We start from the raw sequence: 21,249 nt of genomic DNA on the forward strand, positions 1-21,249 counted from the left end.
TCGACCGGCGCGTACTCTCGGCTCTGTCCTCCGAGGATCAATGACAGGAAGCGGTAGCGCACATGGCGCCAGCATCGCGACAACCGATCACGGAGCCCCGGTCATTGTTCGAGCGCGACCGGGAACTGCAAGGGCTCGAAGCCGCGTTGTCGGAGCTTCGCGGTGCCGCCGACGGCACCCCGCACCAGGGGCCGGGAAGACTGCTCGCCTTCACCGGCCCCGCCGGAATGGGCAAGACCAGGCTGCTCGCGGAGGCACGTGCCCGGGCCGTCGCACACGGGTTCACCGTGCTCTCGTGCAGAGGTGGCGAGAACGAGCACGAGCTGGCGTTCCACGTGGTGCGCCAGCTCGTTCAGCCCGCCCTCGCGACCATGGAGCGGCAGCAGCTCCGCACCTTCCTCGGGAGCTGGTACGACATCGTCGCGGTCGCCCTCGGGCTGGAGGCGACGGAGACCGACCAGATGCCCGATCCGGCCGGCGTGCGCGACGGGCTCGACTGGGTCATGACGCGGCTGACGGTGACGATGGCACCCGTGGTCGTGCTCCTGGACGACCTGCACTGGGCCGACATCGAGTCCCTCGGCTGGCTCACCTCCTTCGCCGCCCGTGCCGAGGGCCTCCCGCTGCTCGTCGTCGTCGCCTACCGGCCCCACGAACTGCCGCCCGAGGCCGCCCCCTTCCGCGCTCTCGTGACGAGCCAGGGGATTCGCCCCTACTCGCTGGCACCGCTCACCCGCGCCGCCGTGGCGCGGATCGTGCGCGACGAGCTGGGCGAAGGGGCCGACGACGGCTTCTGCGACGAATGCTGGGAAGTCACGAGCGGAAGTCCCTTCGAGGCGGTGGAACTCGCGATCAGGCTCGGTGAACGACAGCTGAAAGGCACGACGGACGACCTGTCGGCCATGCGGGATCTCGCGACGGCGGTCAAAGGGCCGGGCCTCATCGAACGCCTCGGAGGGCTCAGCACGAGCGCCGTCCACTTCGCCGAGGCCGGCGCCGTGCTGGGCGCCCCGTTCTCACCGGACATCGCCGCCACGATCGCGTGCATCGGCAGCGAGGAGGCCACCGAGGCCACCGAGCAGTTGCGGGCGGCCCGCATCCTGGCCGAGGGCCACGGGCCGGGAGGCGGCCTGGAGTTCGTGCACCCGCTGATCGCCACCACCGTCTACCGGTCGATCCGCCCTCGGTTCCGGGCCGGCATGCACAACGCGGCCGCGGTGGCGGTCCGTGCCGCCGGGCTCGGCCCCACCGCCGCGGCCCGGCACCTGCTCGAAGTGCCCTGCGAGAGCAACGCCGAAGCGGTCACCTGTCTCTGGGAGGCGGCCCGCGAGTACCTTCGCGCCGGTGCCCCCGAGGCCGCCCGGCGGCTGCTCGCCCGGGCACTGCAGGAGCCGCCCGAGGCGGAGGACCGTGCCGCACTCCTCCATGACCTGGCCTGCTCCACCTTCCTGATCGAGCCGACGGCCACGGTCAGGCATCTCCGGGAGGCGCTCACCGAGCCGGGGATCCCGCCCGACCTGCGTGCCTCCATCGTCTACCGCCTCACCCAGGCGCTGGCCCACACGGACCAGATGGCGGAGGCGGCCGCCGTGGCCGAGCAGGAGGCGCGTCAGGCCACCAACGCGCGGGTCAAATGGCGCATGCAGGCGGATCACTTCGTGTGGAGCATGTTCCGCGCCGACGAACCCGACTCCCCCGCCCGCTCCCGCAGGCTGGCACGGCTCGCCGACCATCTGACCGGCCGGGGCCTGGAGGAGCGCTACATCCTGGGGCTGCGGGGCTGGGACGCGCTGGTCCGTGGCGAGCCCCGGCACACCGCTCTCACCTGCGCCGAGGAAGCCCTGCGCGACGGCATGAGCTGGACCGAGGAGAACCGCGGCTTCGAAGTACCCGTCTCCGTCGCCCTCGTGTTCATGTACGGGGACCAGCCGGGGCGGGCCGAAGAGCTCTTCACCAAGGGCATGGCCGAGTGTGCGCGCAAGGGCTGGCGCGGCTCCCACCTGGCCGTCGGCCAGACCCTGTTCGGCTACATCCGCTACCGGCGAGGCCTGCTCACCGAGGCGGAGCACTGGGTGAAGGAGGGCCTGCGCACCGCCGAGCGGGTGGAGGGCGCCGTCCCCGCTCAGTGGTTCGCCATCGGCATCCTCATCCAGACGCTGCTGGCCCGTGGCCGCACCGCCGACGCCCGCGCACTCGTCGACGCGTACCACTACGGTGACGTCGTCCCGAACGCCGTCATCTACCCGGATCCGCGCACGGTCTACTCCGAGCTGCTTCTGGCGGAGGGCCGGCAGGCGGAAGCGGAACGTCTGCTGACCGCCGTCGGGGAACGCCTGGAGACCCGGGCGTGGCGCAACCCCGCCTGGTGCCCGTGGCAGCTGAACCTGGCGTACGCCGTCGCGCCGTCCACGCCGGAACGGGCGGTCGGCCTGGCCCGTGACGCGGTCAAGCGGGCCCGGGACTTCGGCGCGGCCTCGACCATCGGGCAGGCGCTCCACACCGAGGCGGAGGTGACCGGTGGGCCTGCCGCACTGGACCTGTACGCCGAGGCCGTGGAGGCACTGCAGCGATCGCCCGCGGCGTACGAACTCGCGCGGGCACTGGTCGGTCATGGTGCCGCGCTCTCTCGCAACGGCCGGGTGCAGGAGGCCGCCGACCGGCTGTACCAGGGGCTGGAAGGGGCCGTGCACTGCGGCGCGGAGGCCCTGGCCGCGCGTGCGCGGGACGAGCTCTCCGCCGCCGGTCTGCGCCCCCTGCCCCTTCGCTACGCCCAGACGGACACCCTCTCGGCACAGGAGCGCCGTGCCGCCGAGTTGACCGCGCTGGGCAAGCCGGTGGCGGTCGTGGCCAAGGAGCTGCGGCTCACCGAGCAGGGGGTTCGGCAGTTGCTGTCCCTGGTGTATCGCAAGGTCGGGACGGACGCGGCCGGGCTGGCACGGGCGTTGGAGGCGTTTCCCCGGCAGCGGTCGTGACCCCGCGCCTCTAACTCCCGCGCGTGCAGCGCCCCGTCGGGCTCGTGGCCGGTGGCCGGCACTGGAGGGCGTAGTCGGCCGGGCTGGTGCTCAGGTAGCGGCCCATGCAGTCGTTCGGCGTGGTGCGCCCGCGTTCGGCGCAGAAGGTCAGCGCCGCGCGGCCGTCCGCGAAGGGGCCGGGGGCGTAGATCACCCAGTAGCCCGGTCGCAGTGAGGCGTAGTCGTCGCTGCGGACGAAGACGGCCTCGGGCACCGACTCGCGTACCCGGGCGAGGCGCTGGTCGCGCGCCGCGGTGCCCGTGGAGACCGGCTCGGAGTAGAGCTGGGCGATCCAGCGGCCCGCTTCGGCCGGGGCCGACGGTGAGGGCGAGGGCGCGGGCGGCTCGGGCCGGGTCGGCGTCGGGCTTTCGCTGGGCGTCGGTGTCGAGGGCGAGGGCGAGGGCGAAGGAGTCGGGTCGGCCGGCTCCGAGGAGGTGGTCGTCGAACTTCCCCGCACTCCGACGGTCTGCTTGTCGTCCCCCTTGCCGTCGTCGGGCGTGAACAGGGTGAGGGCCAGGACGGTGACCACGCCCACCGCCAGCGCGGCCGAGACGGCGGCGATCAGGAGCGGCCCACGGCCACGCGACCGAGTGCTCGGACGCGGCGTGTCCAGCCGCGTCGGCGTCGGCGTCGGGAGCGGCGGAGGCGGCGGACCCGGTGCCACCGTCAGCGTCGGCTGGGCCCACTGCGGAGTGGCGCCGGACTCGGCCTGCGCCAGCATCGTGTCCAGCTGCCCGGCGCCGGGCCGCGCCGCCGGGTCGCGTACGAGGAGGGACTGCAGGACGGGAGCGAGGGGACCGGAGCGGACCGGCGGGGGCACAGGGTCGTCGAGGACCGCGGCCAGCGTCGCGAGGGTCGTCTCCCGGCGCAACGGGCTGACGCCCTCCACGCAGACGTACAGGACGAGGCCCAGGGACCACAGGTCGGCCGCCGGGTCGTCGCCGCGGCCACGGACCCGTTCGGGCGCCATGTACTCGGGGGATCCGACGAGTTCGCCGGTGACCGTCAGCGCGCTCGCGCCCTGGAGGGCGGCGATGCCGAAGTCGGTGAGGACGGCGGTGCCGTCGGGGCGGAGCAGGACGTTGGCCGGTTTCACGTCACGGTGCTGGATGCCGGCGGCGTGGGCGGCACGCAGCCCGGAGAGCAGCTGACGGCCCACGCGTGCCGCCTCCGCCGGTCCCAACGGGCCGTCCGTGAGACGCCGTTGGAGCGAGACGCCCGGCACCAGCTCCATCACGATCCACGGATGGGGGTCCGCCTCGACTATCTGATGGATCGTCACCACGTAGGGGCTGCTGAGCCGGGCCAGTGCCCTCGCCTCGCGCATGACCCGTTCCCGTACGGCCTCGGACGCCTCGGCGTCCGGGCGTACGGCCTTCAGCGCGACGTCGCGATGCAGCACGGTGTCCCGGGCCCGCCAGACCGTGCCCATCCCCCCGCTGCCGAGCCGCTCGATCAGCTGGAAGCGTCCGTCGACCATGTCCCCCGGTGCGTTCACCCGCCATAGGTTAGGGCAGGAAGCGGCACGGTCGCGGGGCGACCTCCCTGATCCACCTCGCACCCAAGGGTGAAGATCGGCCGATGTGCGCCCGAGCGGGGTCCGCGGGCCGGCCGCGGCCCGCACGTTGCCACCGGTGCATCGCGCCGTCCGGTGTGAGGCTGCCGGACCCCGTACGGGCGTCGTGCGAAGCTCAGCGGCGCGGAGGGTTGCGGCGCGGCGTGATGACGGCGTTGGGCAGGCTCGGGGCGGGAAGGCGGTCGCCCGGGTAGCCTTCGACGGTGCCGAAGCGGTCGGAGGCCGCTTCCCAGTCCTCGCGGGCGCGCACGATGTCCTCGTGGCTGCGGCCGACGAAGTTCCACCACATCACGATCTCCTCGTCGAACGGTGTACCGCCGAGCAGCACCGCCCGCGCGGGCGCGTCCGACTCGTTCACCAGCGTCAGGGAGTCGGCGCCGGGATGGACGTAACCCAGCTCCGCCCGGGCCAGCGGGGTGCCGGCGAGGCGGATCTCGCCGCTGTCGACGAGGAGGCCGTGCTCGAAGGCGGCGTCCACGGGGAGGGTGATCTCCGCGTGCGGTGCGAGGCCGATCTCGGCACCGAGCAGGGGCGAGAAGGTCCGCACCGGGGAGGTGTCGCCTGCGAGCGACCCCAGGAAGACCCTGATCTCGGCGCCGTCGAGCCGTACGGTTCCGGGTACGTAGTGCTGGAAGTCGCGTGCGGTGTTGCGGTGCTCCTCGGGCAGCGCCACCCACAGCTGGACGCCGTGCAGCACGGTGGTCTCGGGGGTGGAGACCTCCGTGTGGGCGATGCCGTACCCGCCGGTCATGAGGTTCATCTCGCCGGGCCGGACGAGGGCGTGGCTCCCGAGGGTGTCGCGGTGCTCGATCTCGCCGCTGAAGAGCCAGCTCACGGTCTGGAGGCCGGTGTGGGGGTGCGGGGCGACGTCCATGCCGCCGGTGCGGGAGACGTCGTCCGGGCCGTAGTGGTCGGCGAAGCACCAGGCGCCGATCAGTGTCCGGGCCCGCTGGGGCAGCGTCCGCCGTACCGGCATCGCCCGCGGCCCGCCGAGGGGGACCTCCCGCGCCGAGAGCACGTCGACACGCGGCGACTCGGCCGGCTGCCGGTCGTCGACCAGCGCTCCGCACCGTACCTCCGAGGGCTCCGCTTCCACGTTGCTCATCGCGATCACCTTCCGCCCGCTCCCGCGGTCAGCGACCGCGCCTCGTCCACCACGGGGAAGTGTAAACGGTTGACAATTAAACCATTCTGGCGGGTACCACTTGACCCCTGGGACCCCTGATGGACCTCAGCGTACTGACAGGCGTCGACGGGAATGCGCTTGTACGCCCGCGCGGCACCGCATTACGGTCCCGAGGTGGATCTCTTCTCGCAGTCGTGGTCCGCGTTGCGCGCGGCGGTCGCCGGGCTCGCGGACGAGGACTTCGCCCAGCCCTCGGGCTGCGCCGGCTGGCTCGTACGGGACCTGGTGTGCCATCTGGTCATCGACGCCCAGGACGTCCTGATCACCCTCGCAACGCCCACGGAGGCCCCGCCGACCCGCGACGCCGTGACCTACTGGGAGGTGGCCGACACCGCACCGACCGGCGAGGACCCGCTGGACGCGCTGATCGTCCGGCTCGCGGCGGCATACCAGGAGCCCTCGCTGCTCACGTTCCACCTCGACGACGTCGGCTCCGCCGCCGGACGAGCCGCCGCGCTCGCCGACCCCGGCCTCCGAATCAGCACACGCGACCAGGTGCTCACCACGGACGCCTACCTCTCGGCGTACGTCCTGGAGTGGACGCTGCACCACCTCGACCTGGTCGCACACCTCCCGCACCTGGCGGACCCGCCCCCGGAGGGACTCGCCCGCAGCCGCGCCATGCTGGAGGAGATCGCCGGGGGCGCGTACCCCGCGTCCCTCACCGACCGCGACGTCCTGCTGCTCGGGACGGGACGGCGCCGTCCGACCGACACCGAGGCTGCCGAACTGGGGGGACGACTGCCCTTGTACCTCGGGTGACCCGCCTTCCGCCCTTCCGGGGGCGGGCACCTGGTCGGCGGCCGCGATCAGCCCAGGAAGCTCAACCGCACCTGCCGGTCCGGGTTGTCCTTGTTGGTGTCCACCAGGCACACCGCCTGCCACGTCCCGAGTTCCAGCCGCCCGTCCACGACCGGCAGGGTCGCGTGGGGCGGGACGATCGCCGGGAGGACGTGGTCGCGTCCGTGGCCGGGGCTGCCGTGGCGGTGCTGCCATCGGTCGTCGGCGGGGAGCAGGGTGTGCAGGGCGGCGAGGAGGTCGTCGTCGCTGCCGGCGCCCGTCTCGATGACCGCGATCCCGGCGGTCGCGTGGGGGACGAAGACGTTGAGCAGGCCGTCGCGGCCCGCGGCCACCTCCGCCAGGAAGGACTCGCAGGCACGGGTGAGATCGACGACCGTCTCCTCGGAGCCGGAGGAGACCTGGAGGACTCGGGTGGTGAACGCGTCTGACATGTATCCCATCCTGACCCATCCCCGACGCCCGCCTCGACTTCTGCGGCCCGTCGCGCGCCCGGACGCCGATACGCCAGGTCCACTGGGCGAGACGGCCATTGACCGCGGACACGCCATCTGGCTACGTTCAGCCGCATGTTGCGTTCAGCTCTGCTCACCACGCGCGGTCACATCGACCTGCTGCGGGTGGCTTCCGCCGCGTGTCGCCGCGGCTGCTGACGCCCTTCTTCCTTCTCGCGCCCTCGCGTCCACCCCTGCCTGGGGTGGGTCAGCCGGTCCTGCTCTGAGCGGGAGCGCACAGGGCTAGCCGCTCCTTGCCTGACCGCCGCTTCTCCGTGTCGCGCCGGCGGCGGGGTCGGCGGCCCCTCACTTCGCCTCGTCGCCACTCCGCCTTGTCGCCTCGCCGCCACGTCGCCACGTCGCTGCTCGTCGTGTCGGTTTGTCGCCGTATCGCCTTGTCGTCGCCTTGCTCACCGCCTTGTCGCCACTATGTCGCCGCTGTGTAGCCCTGGAGCAGTCATGAGCATCAGCCATGCCCCACCCAACTCACCTGAGCCCGATATTTCGCCTATGTCATCCGACCGTGCGGCCTCCCTCGCCAACGCCGCAGGTCCCTCCGACGCCCAGCCCGGCTTCCGGCTCGAACCCCTGCGCCCCACCTCGTCCCGCCGCACCCGCGTCCCCCGCTGGCTCCGCCGCACCACGGGCCCCCTGCTTCTGCTGGCGCTGTGGCAACTCCTCAGCTCCACCGGCGTGCTGACGGCCGACGTGCTGGCCTCGCCGGGCCGTATCGCCCAGGTCGCCGGCGATCTGATCGGCGACGGCTCGCTGCCCTCCGCCATGGCGACCTCGCTGCGGCGCGTGGCGGGCGGACTCCTGCTGGGCACCCTCATCGGCACCGGACTGGCGTTGGTCTCCGGGCTGTTCCGGATCGGCGAGGACCTGGTGGACGCCTCGGTGCAGATGCTGCGCACCGTGCCGTTCGTGGGGCTCATCCCGCTGTTCATCATCTGGTTCGGCATCGGCGAGGCCCCCAAGGTCGCCGTCATCACGCTCGGCGTGACCTTCCCGCTGTACCTCAACGTCTACGCCGGCATCCGCGGCGTGGACGCCCAGCTCATCGAGGCGGGTGAGTCGCTCGGGCTGTCCCGCTGGGGGCTGGTGCGGCACGTCGTCCTGCCGGGAGCGCTGCCCGGCGCGCTGACCGGCCTGCGCTACTCACTGGGCATCGCCTGGCTGGCGCTGGTCTTCGCCGAGCAGATCAACGCGGACTCCGGGATCGGCTTCCTCATGGTGCAGGCACGGGACTTCCTGCGGACCGACGTGATCGTGGTCTGCCTCATCGTCTACGCCTTCCTCGGCCTGCTCGCCGACTTCGTCGTCCGCTCTCTCGAAAGGCTGCTGCTGCAATGGCGACCGACGTTCACCGGCCGGTGAGCTCCCTGAGCACCACCGGCACCACCAGCACCCGCGCGGCCGTGCACGTCAGGGGGCTCACCCGGTCCTTCGACGGCCGCGCCGTCATCGGCGACCTCGAACTGGAGGTGGAGCAGGGCGAGTTCGTGGCCCTGCTCGGCCGCAGCGGCTGCGGCAAGTCCACCCTGCTGCGCATCCTCGCCGGGCTCGACCGTGACATCGAGGGCACCGTCCTGGTGCCGCGCCGCAAGGCCGTCGCCTTCCAGGCGCCGCGACTGATGCCATGGAAGAAGGTGTGGCGCAACGTCCTGCTCGGGCTGCCCGGCAGGCCCCCACGCGCCGTCGCCGAGCGCGCCCTCGAAGAGGTCGGCCTGAGCCACCGTACGGACGCGTGGCCCAAGACCCTGTCCGGCGGCGAGGCCCAACGCGCCTCGCTGGCCCGCGCCTTGGTGCGCGAGCCCGATCTGCTGCTGCTCGACGAGCCCTTCGGTGCCCTTGACGCGCTCACCCGCATCAACGCGCAGCGTCTGGTGGGCGAGTTGTGGCAGCGGCGCGGCTGCGCGGTGCTGCTCGTCACGCACGACGTCGAGGAGGCCGTACTGCTCGCCGACCGCGTCCTGGTGATGGACGAGGGCGTGATCGCCCACGAGCAGCGGATCGCACTGGAACGTCCGCGCGACATCGCCGACCCCCGGTTCGCCGAGTTGCGCGCCGGACTGCTGCACCGCCTCGGTGTCGAGGCCGCCTGAACTCCCCGGCCCGTCACGAGCGCAGCCACACACCTCCACGGTCACTTCCCCAACGGACATGAACGGATCCGCCATGCGACCACGCCTCGTCCCCGCCGCCCTGCTCCTCCCCTTGGCCCTCCTGCTCACCGCCTGCGGGGGCAGCTCCGCGGCCGACTCCGGCTCGGACACCGACGGCAAGGGCTCCTTGACCCTCGACGTGGGTGACCAGAAGGGCGGTTCCGAGGCGTTGCTGCGGGCCGCCGGTGAGCTCGACGACCTCGACTACAAGATCAAGTGGTCCACCTTCACCTCGGGCCCGCCGCTGCTGGAGGCCGTCAACGCGAAAGCCGTCGACATCGGCGGAGTCGGCAACACCCCACCGGTGTTCGCGGCCGGCGCGGGCTCGAAGATCACGGTCGTGGCGGCCTGGCACGGCACGTCCGACGGCGACGCCCTCCTCGTACCGAACGACTCACGGCTGAGCCGCACCGACCAGCTCAAGGGCAGGTCCGTGGCCGTCGCGCAGGGATCGTCCGCGCACTACCAACTGGTCGCCTCCCTGCGGAAGGCCGGGCTCGCGCCGAGCGACGTCCAGGTGAAGTACCTCCAGCCGGCGGACGCGCTGGCGGCGTTCACCAGCGGCAAGGTCGACGCGTGGGCGGTCTGGGATCCGTACACCTCGCAGGTGCTCCAGGCCAAGCAGGGCCGCCTGCTCACCACCGGCCAGGGCGTGACCAACGGTCTGTCCTTCCAGGTGGCCGCCCCGAGCGCGCTGCGCGACAAGGCCAAGGCGGCGGCGATCGAGGACTACCTGGACCGCCTCCGGCGCGCGCAGGACTGGGTCCACGACCACCCGGAGGACTGGGCGAAGGTGTGGGCGAAGGACACCGGGCTGCCCTACGAGGTGGCGCTGGCCTCGGTCAAGCGATCCAACGGCACCCGGATACCGGTCGCGGTCGACGAGCCGCTCGTCCGGTCCGAGCAGGAGATCGTCGACACCTTCGCGGACCTGAAGCTGATTCCCGGCAAGGTCGACTTCGGCGCCTTCGTCGACACGCGCTACAACGGCGACCTGCCGCCGTCGAGCACCGCTCCCCGCGTCTACAAGGAGAAGTGACATGCCCCTACGTCTCCACTGGTTCCTGCCGACGGGCGGCGACGGCCGCACGCTGGTGGACCGGCACGCCTACGCCGCGAACGACGTCGGCGCGGCCCGAAAGCCCGCCGGGGTCCGCGCCCCGGACCTCGACTACCTCGTCCAGATCGCCAAGGCGGCGGAGCGGCTGGGCTTCGAGGCCGTGCTGACGCCGACCGGCACCTGGTGCGAGGACGCCTGGCTGACCACGGTGGCCCTCGCCCAGCACACCGAGCGGCTGAAGTTCCTCGTCGCCTTCCGCCCCGGCGTGATCTCACCGACCCTGGCCGCGCAGATGGCGTCCACCTACCAGCGCCTCACCCGCGGGCGGCTGCTGCTCAACGTCGTCACCGGCGGCGACTCCTCGGAGCAGCGCCGCTTCGGCGACCACCTCGACCACGACGAGCGTTACTCCCGCACCGACGAGTTCCTGTCGGTCGTGCGCGGAGTGTGGCAGGGCCGGCCGTACGACTTCCACGGCACGCACTACGACGTCCAGGGCGGGCTGACCGCGCTGCCGCCCGACCCGCTGCCGGAACTGTTCTTCGGCGGGTCGTCACCCGCGGCCGGGCCGGTCGCCGCACGCCATGCCGATGTCTATCTGACCTGGGGGGAGCCACCCGCCCAGGTCGCCGAGAAGATCGACTGGATCCGCACGCTGGCCCGCCAGAAGGGCCGTACCGTCCGCTTCGGCATCCGGCTCCACAGCATCTCGCGCGACACCTCCGCCGAGGCCTGGGCGGTGGCCCACCGGCTGCTGGACGACCTCGACGCCGAGACGATCGCCGCCGCACAGTCGGCGCTCGGGCGCAGCGAATCGGTGGGGCAGCGGCGGATGCTCGCGCTGCACGGGGGCTCGCGGGAGCGGCTGGAGATCTATCCGAACCTCTGGGCGGGCGTCGGCCTCGTCCGTGGCGGGGCCGGGACCGCGCTGGTCGGCAGTCACGCAGAGGTCGCCGAACGGATCGCGGAGTACCACGCGCTGGGCGTCGAGCACTTCGTGCTCTCCGGCTATCCGCATCTGGAGGAGGCGTACTGGTTCGGGGAGGGGGTGATTCCGGAACTGGCGGCACGGGGGCTGCTGGGTGGCACTCCCGAAGCGGCGGGTGCGCCGCTGCTCGTGTCGAGCGGACGGTGACGGCCTTGATCGCACGGGACACCGGGCGGGAAGATCCACGGCCACGGCGCTGTTCGTAGAAACGTGACTAATGCGCGCGAGGTCGAGGTGGTCGTCATAGGCGCTGGTCAGGCGGGTCTGGCCGGCGCCTATCACCTGCGCCGGGCCGGTTTCGAACCGGACCGCGACTTCGTGGTGCTGGACCACTCCCCCGGGCCCGGGGGTGCCTGGCAGTTCCGCTGGCCCTCACTGACGTACGGCAAGGTGCACGGGATGCACGCGCTGCCGGGCCGGGAGCTCACGGGCGCCGATCCGGCGCGGCCGTCGTCCGAGGTGATCCGGGAGTACTTCGCCGCCTACGAGCGGGAGTTCGACCTTCGGGTGCGGCGGCCGGTCGACGTACGGGCGGTCCGGGAAGGCGCCGAGGGACGGCTCCTCGTCGAGACCTCCGCCGGGGACTGGGCCACGCGGGCGTTGATCAACGCGACCGGCACCTGGGACCGGCCCTTCTGGCCGCGCTATCCGGGTCAGGAGACGTTTCGTGGACGCCAGTTGCACACGGCGCAGTACCCCGGGCCCGAGGAGTTCGCCGGGCAGAGGGTGGTCGTGGTGGGTGGTGGCGCCTCCGGCACGCAGCACCTGATGGAGATCGCGCCCTACGCGGCGGCCACCACCTGGGTGACCCGCCGGCCGCCGGTCTTCCGTGAGGGACCGTTCGACGAGAACGCGGGACGCGCGGCGGTCGCGCTCGTCGAGGAACGCGTACGGCAGGGGCTCCCCCCGCGCAGCGTCGTCTCCGTGACCGGGCTGCCCCTGAACGACGCCGTCCGGCAGGGGCTCGCCGACGGGGTGCTGGACCGGCAGCCGATGTTCGACCGGATCACTCCGGACGGCGTGGAGTGGAAGGACGGACGGCATGTCGACGCGGACGTCATCCTCTGGGCGACCGGCTTCCGGCCCGCCATCGAGCACCTCACTCCGTTGCGGCTGCGTGAGCCGGGCGGCGGCATCCGCGTGGACGGCACCCGTGCGGTCGCCGATCCCCGCGTCCATCTCGTCGGCTACGGCCCGTCGGCCAGCACCATCGGCGCCAACCGGGCGGGCCGGGCGGCGGTACAGGAGATCAGGCGGCTCCTCGCCACGACGCGAGGCACGGAGGAGACGGAGAGGAGAGAGGTGACGGAGGTGACGGAGGTTACGGAGGTGACGGAGGTTGCGGAGGTGACGGGGCGCAGGGAGCAGAGGGAGTCGGGAGCACCAGGGGAGTTCGGAGCGCACGGGGAGCATCGGGAGCACGGGGTGCATGAGGGGGACGGGGAACACAGGGTGCATGGGGAGCACGGGGAGCACGGGGATCCGATCGCGGCGTGACACGTCCGCCCCGACGTCCGCCCCGACCGCACACCAGGCCGCCCACGCCCTTGCGGAGCCGGTCGTGACGCGCCGCCGTCTCAGCGTGCCGGGCTGCTCTGGCTTCTCTGCTGGGCGTTGAACTCGGCGACGTTGCGCTGGTGCTGCGCGTAGTCGGACGTGAAGCGGGTGTCGCCCGGCTTGACCGTCACGAAGTACAGCCAGTCCCCCGGTGTCGGGTTGATCGCCGCGCGTACCGCCTGCTCGCCGGGGTTGTCGATGGGCGTGGGCGGCAGACCCATGCGCTGGTACGAGTTGTAGGGGCTGTCGATCCGGGTGTCGCCGAGCGTGGTCCTGAGCGTGTGGCGGTTCAGCGCGTAGTTGATGGTCGAGTCCATCTGGAGCGGCATGCCGCGCTCCAGCCGGTTGAAGACGACGCGGGCGACCTTCCCCATGTCGGTCTTGGTGGCGGCCTCGGCCTGAACGATGCTGGCGATGGTGACCGCCTGATAGACGTTCATGGCGTTGCGCTGCGCACCGGCGGCGATCGGCGCCCCGTGGAACTTCTTGTTGGCGGTGTCGACCATCGTCGCCAGCACCTTCTCCGGCGTCGTCCCTTCCGGCACCGGATAGGTCGCCGGGAAGAGGTAGCCCTCCGGGTTGCCCTGAGCGTCGTTGGGCAGTTTGAGGCGGGCTCGGGAAACCGCCTTCTTCGTGGTGCCGGTGGGCAGGGCGAGGACCTTGTCGACGGCGGCGTAGACCTGGCCGGCGCGCCAACCCTCGGGGATCACGAGGCTGGCCGGCTTGGCCGGCTTCTCCTCGCCTCCCAGGATCAGCAGCGGCACCGCCACGGCTGTGCCTGCCACGACGGCTCCGGTCGCGACGAGGGCGGCACGGCCCCTGCGCGTCAGTCGAATCGTGCGAGTCGTGCTCCGTGGCGGAGTGTTCGTCTGCATGCGGGCACGGTAACCCGCATATCGTCACAAACCCGGCATATCTTCATGTTGTCGGCTCCAGTTGGGCGTCCCGGCGGACCAACGCCGCGTATCTCCCGTCCAGCTCCAGCAGTTCCTCGTGCGTCCCGCGCTCGACCGCGCTGCCGGAATCCAGGACGAGGATCTGGTCGGCACCCCGGACGGTGGACAGCCGGTGGGCGATCGTGAGTGTCGTCCGATTGGCCGACAGGGCGTCGATCGCCTCCTGGACGGCGTGCTCGGTGCGGGTGTCGAGGGCACTCGTCGCCTCGTCGAGGATCAGCACGGGCGGATCGCGCAGGATGGTGCGCGCGATGGCCAGGCGCTGCTTCTCGCCGCCGGAGAAGCGGTGGCCGCGTTCGCCGACGATCGTGTCGTAGCCGTCGGGCAGGGCCGCGATGTGGTCGTGGATCTGGGCCGCTCTCGCCGCCGCGTGCAGTTCCTCGTCGGTGGCGTCGGGTTTGGCGAAGCGGAGGTTGTCGGCCACCGAGGCGTGAAAGAGGTACGTCTCCTGGGACACGACGCCGACCGCTCGCGCGAGGGTGTCGAAGTCGAGGTCGCGGACGTCGATCCCGTCGAGGGTGACACGACCGCCCGTGACGTCGTACAGCCGCGGCACGAGGTAGCCCAGCGTGGACTTGCCGGCGCCCGTCGGGCCGACGACGGCGAGGCTGCCGCCCGCCGGGACGGTGAGGTCGATGCCGTCGAGGATCGGGCTGCCCTTGCCGTCGTACCGGAACTCGACGCCCTCGAAACGGACCTCGCCCTTGATGCGGTCGAGACGGGTGGGCCGCTCGCGCTCGGTGATGTCCACGGGCAGGTCGAGGTACTCGAAGATGCGCTGGAACAGGGCCAGCGACGTCTGGATCTGCACACCGGTGCTCAACAGGCTGACCGTCGGACGGAACAGCCCCTGCTGGAGGGAGACGAAGGCGACGATCGTGCCGATGGAGACGCCGGGGCCGCCGACGTGGAGGACGAGTCCGGCGGTCCAGTAGATGACGGCAGGCATGGCAGCCATGACGATGGTGATGACCGCCATCCGCCAACGGCCCGCCATGTTCGACCGCACTTCGAGGTCCACCAGGCGCTCCGACTCGTCCGCGAAGGACCGGGTCAGCGACTCGGCACGGCCCATGGTCCGACCGAGCAGGATGCCGCTCACCGAGAGCGACTCGGTGACCGTGGCCGCCATCGTGGCCATCTGCTTCTGGCGCTGGGTGGTGATCTTCCTGCGTTCGTCACCGACCCGCCGGCTGATCCACACGAACACCGGCAGCAGGAGCAGCGAGACGACGGTCAGCCTCCAGTCCAGGGCGAGCATCGCCACGACCGTGGCGACGACGCTGGTGAAGTTGGAGACCAGGGAGGTGGCGGTGGAGGTGACGGTCGCCTGCATGCCGCCGATGTCGTTGGCGATGCGGGACTGGACCTCGCCGGTCCGGGTGCGGGTGAAGAAGGCGAGGGACATGCGCTGCAGCCGTCCGTAGACCGCTGTGCGCAGGTCGTGCATGACGCGCTGGCCGACCGTGGTGGAGATGAGGGTCTGCAGGACGCCGAAGACACTGGTCAGGACGGCACTGAGGATCATGCCGAGGGCCAGCAGCGTGAGCAGGCCGGTGCGGCCCTGGGGGATGGCGGTGTCGAGGATCGCCTTCAGCAGGAAGGGCGTGGCGACCGAGACGACCGACGCGGCCGCGACGAGCAGGCCGACGACGGCGAGCCGTCCTCGGTAGGGGCGGAAGAGCTTGAGGATGCGGCGCACCTGACGCGGCTGCTCCGCACTGTCGGCGGGCGGCGTCCAGGCGGGTTCATGGTCGGGCTTCATGGGCTCCTACGTGAGTGAGTCGGTCGTGGGGGTCGGCCGTGCGTGACGTGGTCAGCCATGAGCGACGTGACCAGTCGCAGCCGACTGAATGGAGCATAGCTCATTGTTACCTATGCTCACAATGAATGGCGTCCTGATATTGTTCCCGCATGACCACGCCCGATCCCGACGGACTGCTCGCCGAGCAGTTGCTGCGGCTCACCCGCCGGGTGCACCGGATCCAGAAGCGCCACCTCCAGCAGCGCATCCATGGCATCACTCCAGCCCAGTCCCGCCTGCTGCGCACCCTCGCGGAGTACGAGGCACCGCCCCGCATGGCCGACCTCGCCGGGCGCCTGGAGGTCGTGCCTAGGGCGGTCACCACACTGGTCGACGGTCTGGAGGCGAACGGCCAGGTGTGCCGAGTACCCGATCCGACCAACCGCCGGGTGATCCGGATCGAACTGACGGACCACGGACGCGAGACCCTGCGGGAGCTGCACGGGGCACGGAGGTCTGCGGCGGAGGAGATTCTGGCGCCGCTGACGGATGTGGAGCGACGGGTGCTGGGGACGCTCCTGGACACCTTGGTGGACGGCGGGAGCGGCGGCGAGGGGCAGTGCTGAATCCTTTTGCCCGCGCGGGTGCGCCGGCCGGCGTCCCGGTTCCGCAATGAGGCGATGAGGCGATGACGCCCGATCCGCCATGAGGCCGATGAAGCCTCAGGGCGGGCGCCCCCTCGGGAGTGACGGGCGGTAGCCGGTTCTGTGCGGTGGTTCGGAAAACCGCTTGCTTCGAACCGGCCTGTGGCGCGAGCCTTTCACGGCTCGGTGCCCACCTGCGCACTTCGCGCTCGCACCCTTTCCGCCCTGACAAGAGCCACTGGGACGTCATGCAGATTCAAGACCTTCCGTACGCCGACCCCGGGGTGCCGGACGCGCGTTCGGGGCCGCGGTTCCTGTGGTGGCTGGGCCGGAACCAGTTGCGTGGTCAGCTCGTCGCGCTGGCCTGGGGCCTGTTGCACTTCGTCTCCGTCTCGTCGCTGCCGTTCTGCGTCGGCTTCGCCGTCCAGGCCGTGGTGGACCGCTCCGGGGAGCGCCTCGCCCTCGCGGGCGGCCTGATGGTGCTGGCGTGCGCGGGCAACGCCCTCGGCGACACCTTCCTGCACAGGGCCGCCGTCACCAACTGGATCACCGCCGCCGCCCGGGTCCAGCAACTCCTGGCCCGCAAGGCCGCCCATCTGGGGTCGGCCCTCACCCGCCGGGTCGCCGCCGGCGAGGTGGTCGCCGTGTCCACGGGTGACGTCGAGAAGATCGGCTGGTTCGTGGAGGCCGTGTCCCGCTTCACCGCGGCAGCCGTCACAATCGTGCTGGTCTGTATCGGCCTCGTCGTCTACCAGCCGGCCCTCGGCGTCGTCGTCGCCGTGGGCCTGCCCGTCCTGGCGCTGGCCGTGCTGCCGCTGCTCCCCCGCGCGACCCGGCGCGCCGACGTCCAGCGGGAGAAGGCCGGCTACGCCACCGAGCTCGCCTCGGACACCGTCGCGGGGCTGCGCGTCCTGCGCGGCATCGGCGGTGAGGAACTGTTCCTCGACCGCTACCGCCGCGCCTCCCAGGAGGTGCGCCACGCGGCCGTGCACAACGCGCGTATGTGGTCGCTGATCTCCGCGATCCAGGTGCTGCTGCCGGGTCTGCTGCTGATCTCGGTCGTCTGGTACGGCGTGCATCTGGCCCGGCAGGGCCGCATCACCGTCGGGGAACTCGTCACCGTCTACAGCTCGGTCATGCTCCTCACCTATCCGCTGCGGCACTTCGAAGAGATCGCGATGGCGTACTCGTTCTCGCGTCCCTCCGCCAAACGGGCGGCGCGCGTGCTGTCCCTGGAGCGGGCCACGGATGCCGAGGGGGCCTCTGAGGCCGAGGGCGTCACGGACGCCAAGGGGGCTGCGGAGGCCGAGGGGGTCACGGACGCCGAGTGGGCCTCTGGCAGAGAGCGGGCTTCGGACACGGAGCGGGCCGGCAAAGGCTCTCCCGACGCCTCCCCGGACCTGCCCGGCGGGGACCTGTACGACCCGGACACCGGTCTGCTCGCGCCGACCGGCCGGTTCACGGCCGTGGTGTGCGGCGACCCCGACGCGGCGGGCCGGCTGGCCGAGCGGCTCGGCGGCCATCCCTCCGAGGCGGGTACGCCCGTGCTGCTCGGCGGTGTCGCGCTCGACGCACTGCCGCTGGACCAGGCACGGACGGCCGTCCTGGTCCAGGACAAGGACCCCGTGCTGCTCTCCGGCTCCCTGCGCGAACTGCTCGACGTCCCCGCCTCCGGAAACGTCCGCGCGGACGAGGCACTGGCCGCCGCGCAGTGCGAGGACGTGCTCGCCGCGCTCGTACAGGGCTCGCTCGACGCCGACGACCCGATGGACGCCCGCATCACCGAACGCGGGCGTTCCCTCTCCGGTGGCCAGCGCCAGCGGCTCGCCCTCGCCCGGTCGCTGATCACCGACCCGGAGGTGCTCGTCCTGGACGAACCGACCTCCGCCGTCGACTCGCACACCGAGGCGCGGATCGCGGACGGCGTGCGCAAGCTGCGGGCCGGGCGCACGACGGTCGTGTTCACGTCCTCCCCGCTGCTGCTGGACCGCGCGGACCGCGTGGTGCTCGTCCACGACGGCGAGGTGGCGGCGGTCGGCGTGCACCGGGACCTGGTGCACACGGAGCCCCGGTACCGGGCCGTGGTGACCCGGGAGACCGAGGAGGAGTCCGCCGCGCTGAGCGGCGTGCTCGCCGAGTTCGACGCCGACGACCTCGACGAACTCAGTGAACTTGACGAGCTGGACGAACTGGAAGAGCTGGACGAGATCGAGGAGACAGCATGATCGGCGTGGCGCCACCGGCGTACGACCCGGCGGCCCCGACGACGGCGCACACGCTGCCCGTCGGCGCCCCCGCGACCGTACGCGGCTACGTGGCCGAACTGTTCCGCCGGCACCGCCGGGCGTTCCTGCTCCTCGTCGCCGTCAACACCATCGCCGTGATCGCCTCCATGGTCGGTCCCTATCTGCTGGGCGGCCTCGTCGAGCGGGTCTCGGAGCAGGCGCGTGAGCTGCACCTCGGACCGACGGTGACGTTCTTCGTCCTCGCCCTCGTCGTCCAAGCCGTGTTCGTGCGGGAGGTGCGGCTGCGCGGCGCGGTCCTGGGCGAGCGGATGCTGGCCGATCTGCGGGAGGACTTCCTCGTGCGGTCGGTCGGACTGCCGCCGGGTGTCCTGGAGCGGGCCGGGACGGGTGATCTCCTGTCCCGGATCACCACCGACATCGACCGGCTCGCCAACGCCATGCGCGAGGCCGTGCCCCAGCTGGCGATCGGCGTGGTGTGGGTCGCCCTGCTGCTGGGCGGCCTGGTCGTCACGGCGCCCCCGCTCGCGGCGGCCGTACTGCTCGCCCTGCCGCTGCTGGTGATCGGCTGCCGCTGGTACTTTCGCCGGGCGCCGTCGGCCTACCGGTCCGAGTCCTCCGGATACGCCGCCGTGGCCGCCGCGCTCGCCGAGACCGTGGACGCCGGGCGCACCGTGGAGGCGCATCGGCTCGGCGAGCGCCGGGTGGCGCTGTCGGAGCGCCGGATCAAGGAGTGGACCGCCTGGGAGCGCTACACGCTCTGGCTGCGGTCGGTCCTCTTCCCGGTCATCAACGTCACCCATGTGACCGTGCTCGCCTCCGTCCTGATGGTCGGCGGGGTGTTCGTGCTCCAGGGCTGGCTGGGGGTCGGGCAGCTGACCACCGGCGCGCTGATCGCGCAGATGCTCGTGGACCCGGTCGGACTGATCCTGCGCTGGTACGACGAGCTGCAGGTGGCCCAGGTGTCGCTGGCCCGGCTCGTCGGCGTCCGCGACATCGAGCCGGACGCCGGAGACCCGGCGCTCGCGCCCGACGGCCGGGACGTGCACGCCGAGCAGGTCCACTTCGGATATGTCGAGGGTGTCGACGTCCTGCGCAAGGTGTCGCTGGAAGTCGCCCCCGGCACCCGGCTGGCGCTGGTGGGTCCCTCCGGTGCGGGCAAGTCGACGCTCGGCCGGCTGCTCGCCGGGATCTACGCACCGCGCGACGGCCGGATCACCCTGGGCGGCGCCGAACTGTCCCGCATGCCCGCGGAGCGCGTCCGTTCGCACGTGGCCCTCGTGAACCAGGAGCACCACGTCTTCGTCGGTGCCCTGCGCGACAACCTGCTGCTCGCCCGCACGGACGCCGTCGACGCCGAGCTGTGGGCTGCGCTCGCGGCGGTCGACGCGGACGGGTGGGCGCGCGCCCTGGAGGAGGGCCTGGACACCGAGGTCGGCTCGGGCGGGCTCGCGCTCACCCCGGCACAGGCCCAGCAGATCGCGCTGGCCCGGCTGGTGCTGGCCGACCCGCACACGCTGGTCCTGGACGAGGCGACGTCCCTCCTCGACCCGCGCGCGGCCCGTCACCTGGAACGCTCCCTCGCCCGTGTCCTCGACGGCCGTACTGTCGTCGCCATCGCGCACCGTCTGCACACCGCCCACGACGCCGACGTCATCGCCGTCGTCGAGAACGGACGCATCAGCGAGCTGGGCAGCCATGCCGAGCTGGTCGAGGCGGACGGGGCGTACGCGGCGCTGTGGAGGTCGTGGCACGGGTGAGGGTGACGGCCGGCTCTCGCGGGGCGGGGCAGGGCAAGGGGGCGTGGCGCTGATCCGCCCCCGCCGCTCCGGCGGCCGGCCCCCGGTCCGTGGCCGTGCCGTTGCGCGGGGGCGAACTGGGGTGGAAGGCTGGAAGCGGCGCAGGCTCGGGGAGCGTCCGCGAAGTGCGCGGGACAGCGCCGGGCGCGGTCTGCGTCCCCGGTACGGACGGCGCGCCGCCGCCCGTGGCGGGACCGGCCCCGTCCTCACCACCTGGAGGTACCCGTGAACAGCGCCGACGGATGGGGAGACGACGTCTACCAGCCCGACGGGTCCGAGCAGCGCGAGGACACGGGGCTGCTCGACGGGGAGGACACCCTGGAGTACGACGGTGTCAGTGACCCGCTGGACCGTGGCTGGTCCCCTCCGGAGCGGCCGTGGGCGGTGGAGCACACCGGCGTGACGGCGGCCGAGCGTGCGCGGGGCGAGACCCTGGACCAGCGGCTGGCCGAGGAGCTGCCCGATGCGATCGGCCTGGAGGGGGACGGCCTCGGCGACGCCGACGGCACGGACGGGGAGCTCCTGGACAACGAGGTCGGCGCCGCGCGGTCCGGGCGGCTCGTCGCCCCCGACGAGGGAGCGCACGAGGACGACGAGTCCGCGCTGGTCGCCACCGACGTCGGGATCGACGGGGCAGCCGCCTCCGCCGAGGAAGCCGCCGTCCACATCGTCGACGAGGACGCCGTGTCCGGCTGACGCCGGCCCGGCCCGCCCGTCGCGCCCGCTTATGCCCCCTCCCCACGAGGAGTAGCCATGCAGCAGGACAAGCACCCCGACTACCACCAGGTCGTCTTCCGGGACCGCTCCGCCGGGTACGCCTTCCTGACCCGGTCCACCGCGACCAGCGAGCAGACCATCGAGTGGGACGACGGCGAGACCTACCCCGTCGTGGACGTCGAGATCTCCTCGGAGAGCCATCCCTTCTACACCGGCAAGGCCCGCACGGTGGACACCGAGGGCCGGGTCGCCCGCTTCGAACGCCGCTACGGTGAAGGGACGCGCCAGGGCACCGACTGACCGCTCCGCGT

At 72.1% G+C, this 21,249-nt stretch carries 17 protein-coding genes and 1 pseudogene; 13 read left to right on the top strand and 5 right to left on the bottom strand.

Annotated elements, in window-relative coordinates; genetic code table 11:
* Window positions 1–62: 62 nt before the first annotated feature.
* Window positions 63–2,972, top strand: coding sequence for an ATP-binding protein (locus ACZ7LV_RS19665; protein ID WP_471940817.1), 2,910 nt, complete (start codon window positions 63–65; stop codon window positions 2,970–2,972).
* A 10-nt stretch (window positions 2,973–2,982) separates the two neighbouring features.
* Here the strand turns inward: ACZ7LV_RS19665 and ACZ7LV_RS19670 are convergent, their stop codons facing one another.
* Together ACZ7LV_RS19670 and ACZ7LV_RS19675 are read right to left on the bottom strand one after the other, a co-directional pair.
* Window positions 2,983–4,509 carry a serine/threonine-protein kinase gene (locus ACZ7LV_RS19670; RefSeq protein WP_471940818.1) on the bottom strand — a complete coding sequence of 509 codons (1,527 nt, stop codon included), beginning with the start codon at window positions 4,507–4,509 and terminating at the stop codon, window positions 2,983–2,985.
* Window positions 4,510–4,702: 193 nt separating this feature from the next.
* A complete protein-coding gene (locus tag ACZ7LV_RS19675) occupies window positions 4,703–5,692 on the bottom strand; it encodes a pirin family protein (protein ID WP_471940820.1) in 990 nt (329 codons plus the stop codon).
* Window positions 5,693–5,887: 195 nt separating this feature from the next.
* Between ACZ7LV_RS19675 and ACZ7LV_RS19680 the strand changes: the two genes are divergently transcribed.
* A complete protein-coding gene (locus ACZ7LV_RS19680; RefSeq protein ID WP_471940821.1) occupies window positions 5,888–6,535 on the top strand; it encodes a maleylpyruvate isomerase N-terminal domain-containing protein in 648 nt (215 codons plus the stop codon).
* Window positions 6,536–6,582: 47 nt separating this feature from the next.
* On the opposite strand, the gene ACZ7LV_RS19685 is transcribed toward ACZ7LV_RS19680, so the two are convergent.
* Window positions 6,583–7,005, bottom strand: coding sequence for a secondary thiamine-phosphate synthase enzyme YjbQ (locus tag ACZ7LV_RS19685; protein ID WP_471940823.1), 423 nt, complete (start codon window positions 7,003–7,005; stop codon window positions 6,583–6,585).
* Between the two features lie 135 nt (window positions 7,006–7,140).
* Here ACZ7LV_RS19685 and ACZ7LV_RS19690 point away from each other — a divergent pair, with 135 nt between their 5' ends.
* The 6 genes and pseudogenes from ACZ7LV_RS19690 to ACZ7LV_RS19715 form a co-directional block, all read left to right on the top strand.
* Window positions 7,141–7,224, top strand: a complete 84-nt coding sequence (locus ACZ7LV_RS19690) for a putative leader peptide (RefSeq protein WP_349817350.1) — start codon at window positions 7,141–7,143, stop codon at window positions 7,222–7,224.
* A gap of 300 nt (window positions 7,225–7,524) precedes the next feature.
* The gene (locus ACZ7LV_RS19695) at window positions 7,525–8,442 is read left to right on the top strand and encodes an ABC transporter permease (RefSeq protein WP_471940825.1); all 918 of its coding nucleotides are present in this window, start codon (window positions 7,525–7,527) and stop codon (window positions 8,440–8,442) included.
* Entirely contained in the window at window positions 8,415–9,170 is a 756-nt protein-coding gene (locus ACZ7LV_RS19700) for an ABC transporter ATP-binding protein (protein WP_471940826.1), read from the top strand. The genes ACZ7LV_RS19695 and ACZ7LV_RS19700 overlap by 28 nt, the downstream gene beginning before the upstream one ends.
* A 73-nt stretch (window positions 9,171–9,243) precedes the next feature.
* Entirely contained in the window at window positions 9,244–10,269 is a 1,026-nt protein-coding gene (locus ACZ7LV_RS19705) for an ABC transporter substrate-binding protein (protein ID WP_471940828.1), read from the top strand.
* Window position 10,270: 1 nt separating this feature from the next.
* Window positions 10,271–11,425 (top strand): LLM class flavin-dependent oxidoreductase, encoded by a 1,155-nt coding sequence (locus tag ACZ7LV_RS19710; protein WP_471940829.1) that lies wholly within the window; start codon window positions 10,271–10,273, stop codon window positions 11,423–11,425.
* 63 nt (window positions 11,426–11,488) lie between these two features.
* Window positions 11,489–12,544 (top strand): annotated as a pseudogene (locus ACZ7LV_RS19715) (NAD(P)-binding domain-containing protein); the annotation flags it as partial.
* A 311-nt stretch (window positions 12,545–12,855) separates the two neighbouring features.
* On the opposite strand, the gene mltG reads toward ACZ7LV_RS19715, so the two are convergent.
* Complete coding sequence (mltG, locus tag ACZ7LV_RS19720; RefSeq protein WP_471940831.1) at window positions 12,856–13,710, bottom strand: endolytic transglycosylase MltG; 855 nt, start codon at window positions 13,708–13,710, stop codon at window positions 12,856–12,858.
* A gap of 43 nt (window positions 13,711–13,753) precedes the next feature.
* Window positions 13,754–15,556: an ABC transporter ATP-binding protein gene (locus ACZ7LV_RS19725; protein WP_471940832.1), complete on the bottom strand. Its 1,803-nt coding sequence runs from the start codon at window positions 15,554–15,556 to the stop codon at window positions 13,754–13,756.
* A 149-nt stretch (window positions 15,557–15,705) separates the two neighbouring features.
* Between ACZ7LV_RS19725 and ACZ7LV_RS19730 the strand changes: the two genes are divergently transcribed.
* The 5 genes from ACZ7LV_RS19730 (at window position 15,706) to ACZ7LV_RS19750 (ending at window position 21,238) form a co-directional block, all read left to right on the top strand.
* Window positions 15,706–16,161: a MarR family winged helix-turn-helix transcriptional regulator gene (locus ACZ7LV_RS19730; protein WP_401671733.1), complete on the top strand. Its 456-nt coding sequence runs from the start codon at window positions 15,706–15,708 to the stop codon at window positions 16,159–16,161.
* Between the two features lie 266 nt (window positions 16,162–16,427).
* Window positions 16,428–18,404 carry an ABC transporter transmembrane domain-containing protein gene (locus ACZ7LV_RS19735; protein ID WP_471940833.1) on the top strand — a complete coding sequence of 659 codons (1,977 nt, stop codon included), beginning with the start codon at window positions 16,428–16,430 and terminating at the stop codon, window positions 18,402–18,404.
* On the top strand, window positions 18,401–20,182 hold the full coding sequence (locus ACZ7LV_RS19740; protein ID WP_471940834.1) for an ABC transporter ATP-binding protein: 1,782 nt from the start codon (window positions 18,401–18,403) through the stop codon (window positions 20,180–20,182). Before ACZ7LV_RS19735 ends, ACZ7LV_RS19740 begins: the two co-directional genes overlap by 4 nt.
* 264 nt (window positions 20,183–20,446) lie before the next feature.
* On the top strand, window positions 20,447–20,917 hold the full coding sequence (locus tag ACZ7LV_RS19745; protein WP_471940836.1) for a DUF5709 domain-containing protein: 471 nt from the start codon (window positions 20,447–20,449) through the stop codon (window positions 20,915–20,917).
* A gap of 57 nt (window positions 20,918–20,974) precedes the next feature.
* Entirely contained in the window at window positions 20,975–21,238 is a 264-nt protein-coding gene (locus tag ACZ7LV_RS19750; protein ID WP_401671744.1) for a type B 50S ribosomal protein L31, read from the top strand.
* Window positions 21,239–21,249: the final 11 nt, after the last annotated feature.

The organism is Streptomyces sp. NPDC107562 (genome assembly GCF_055657325.1).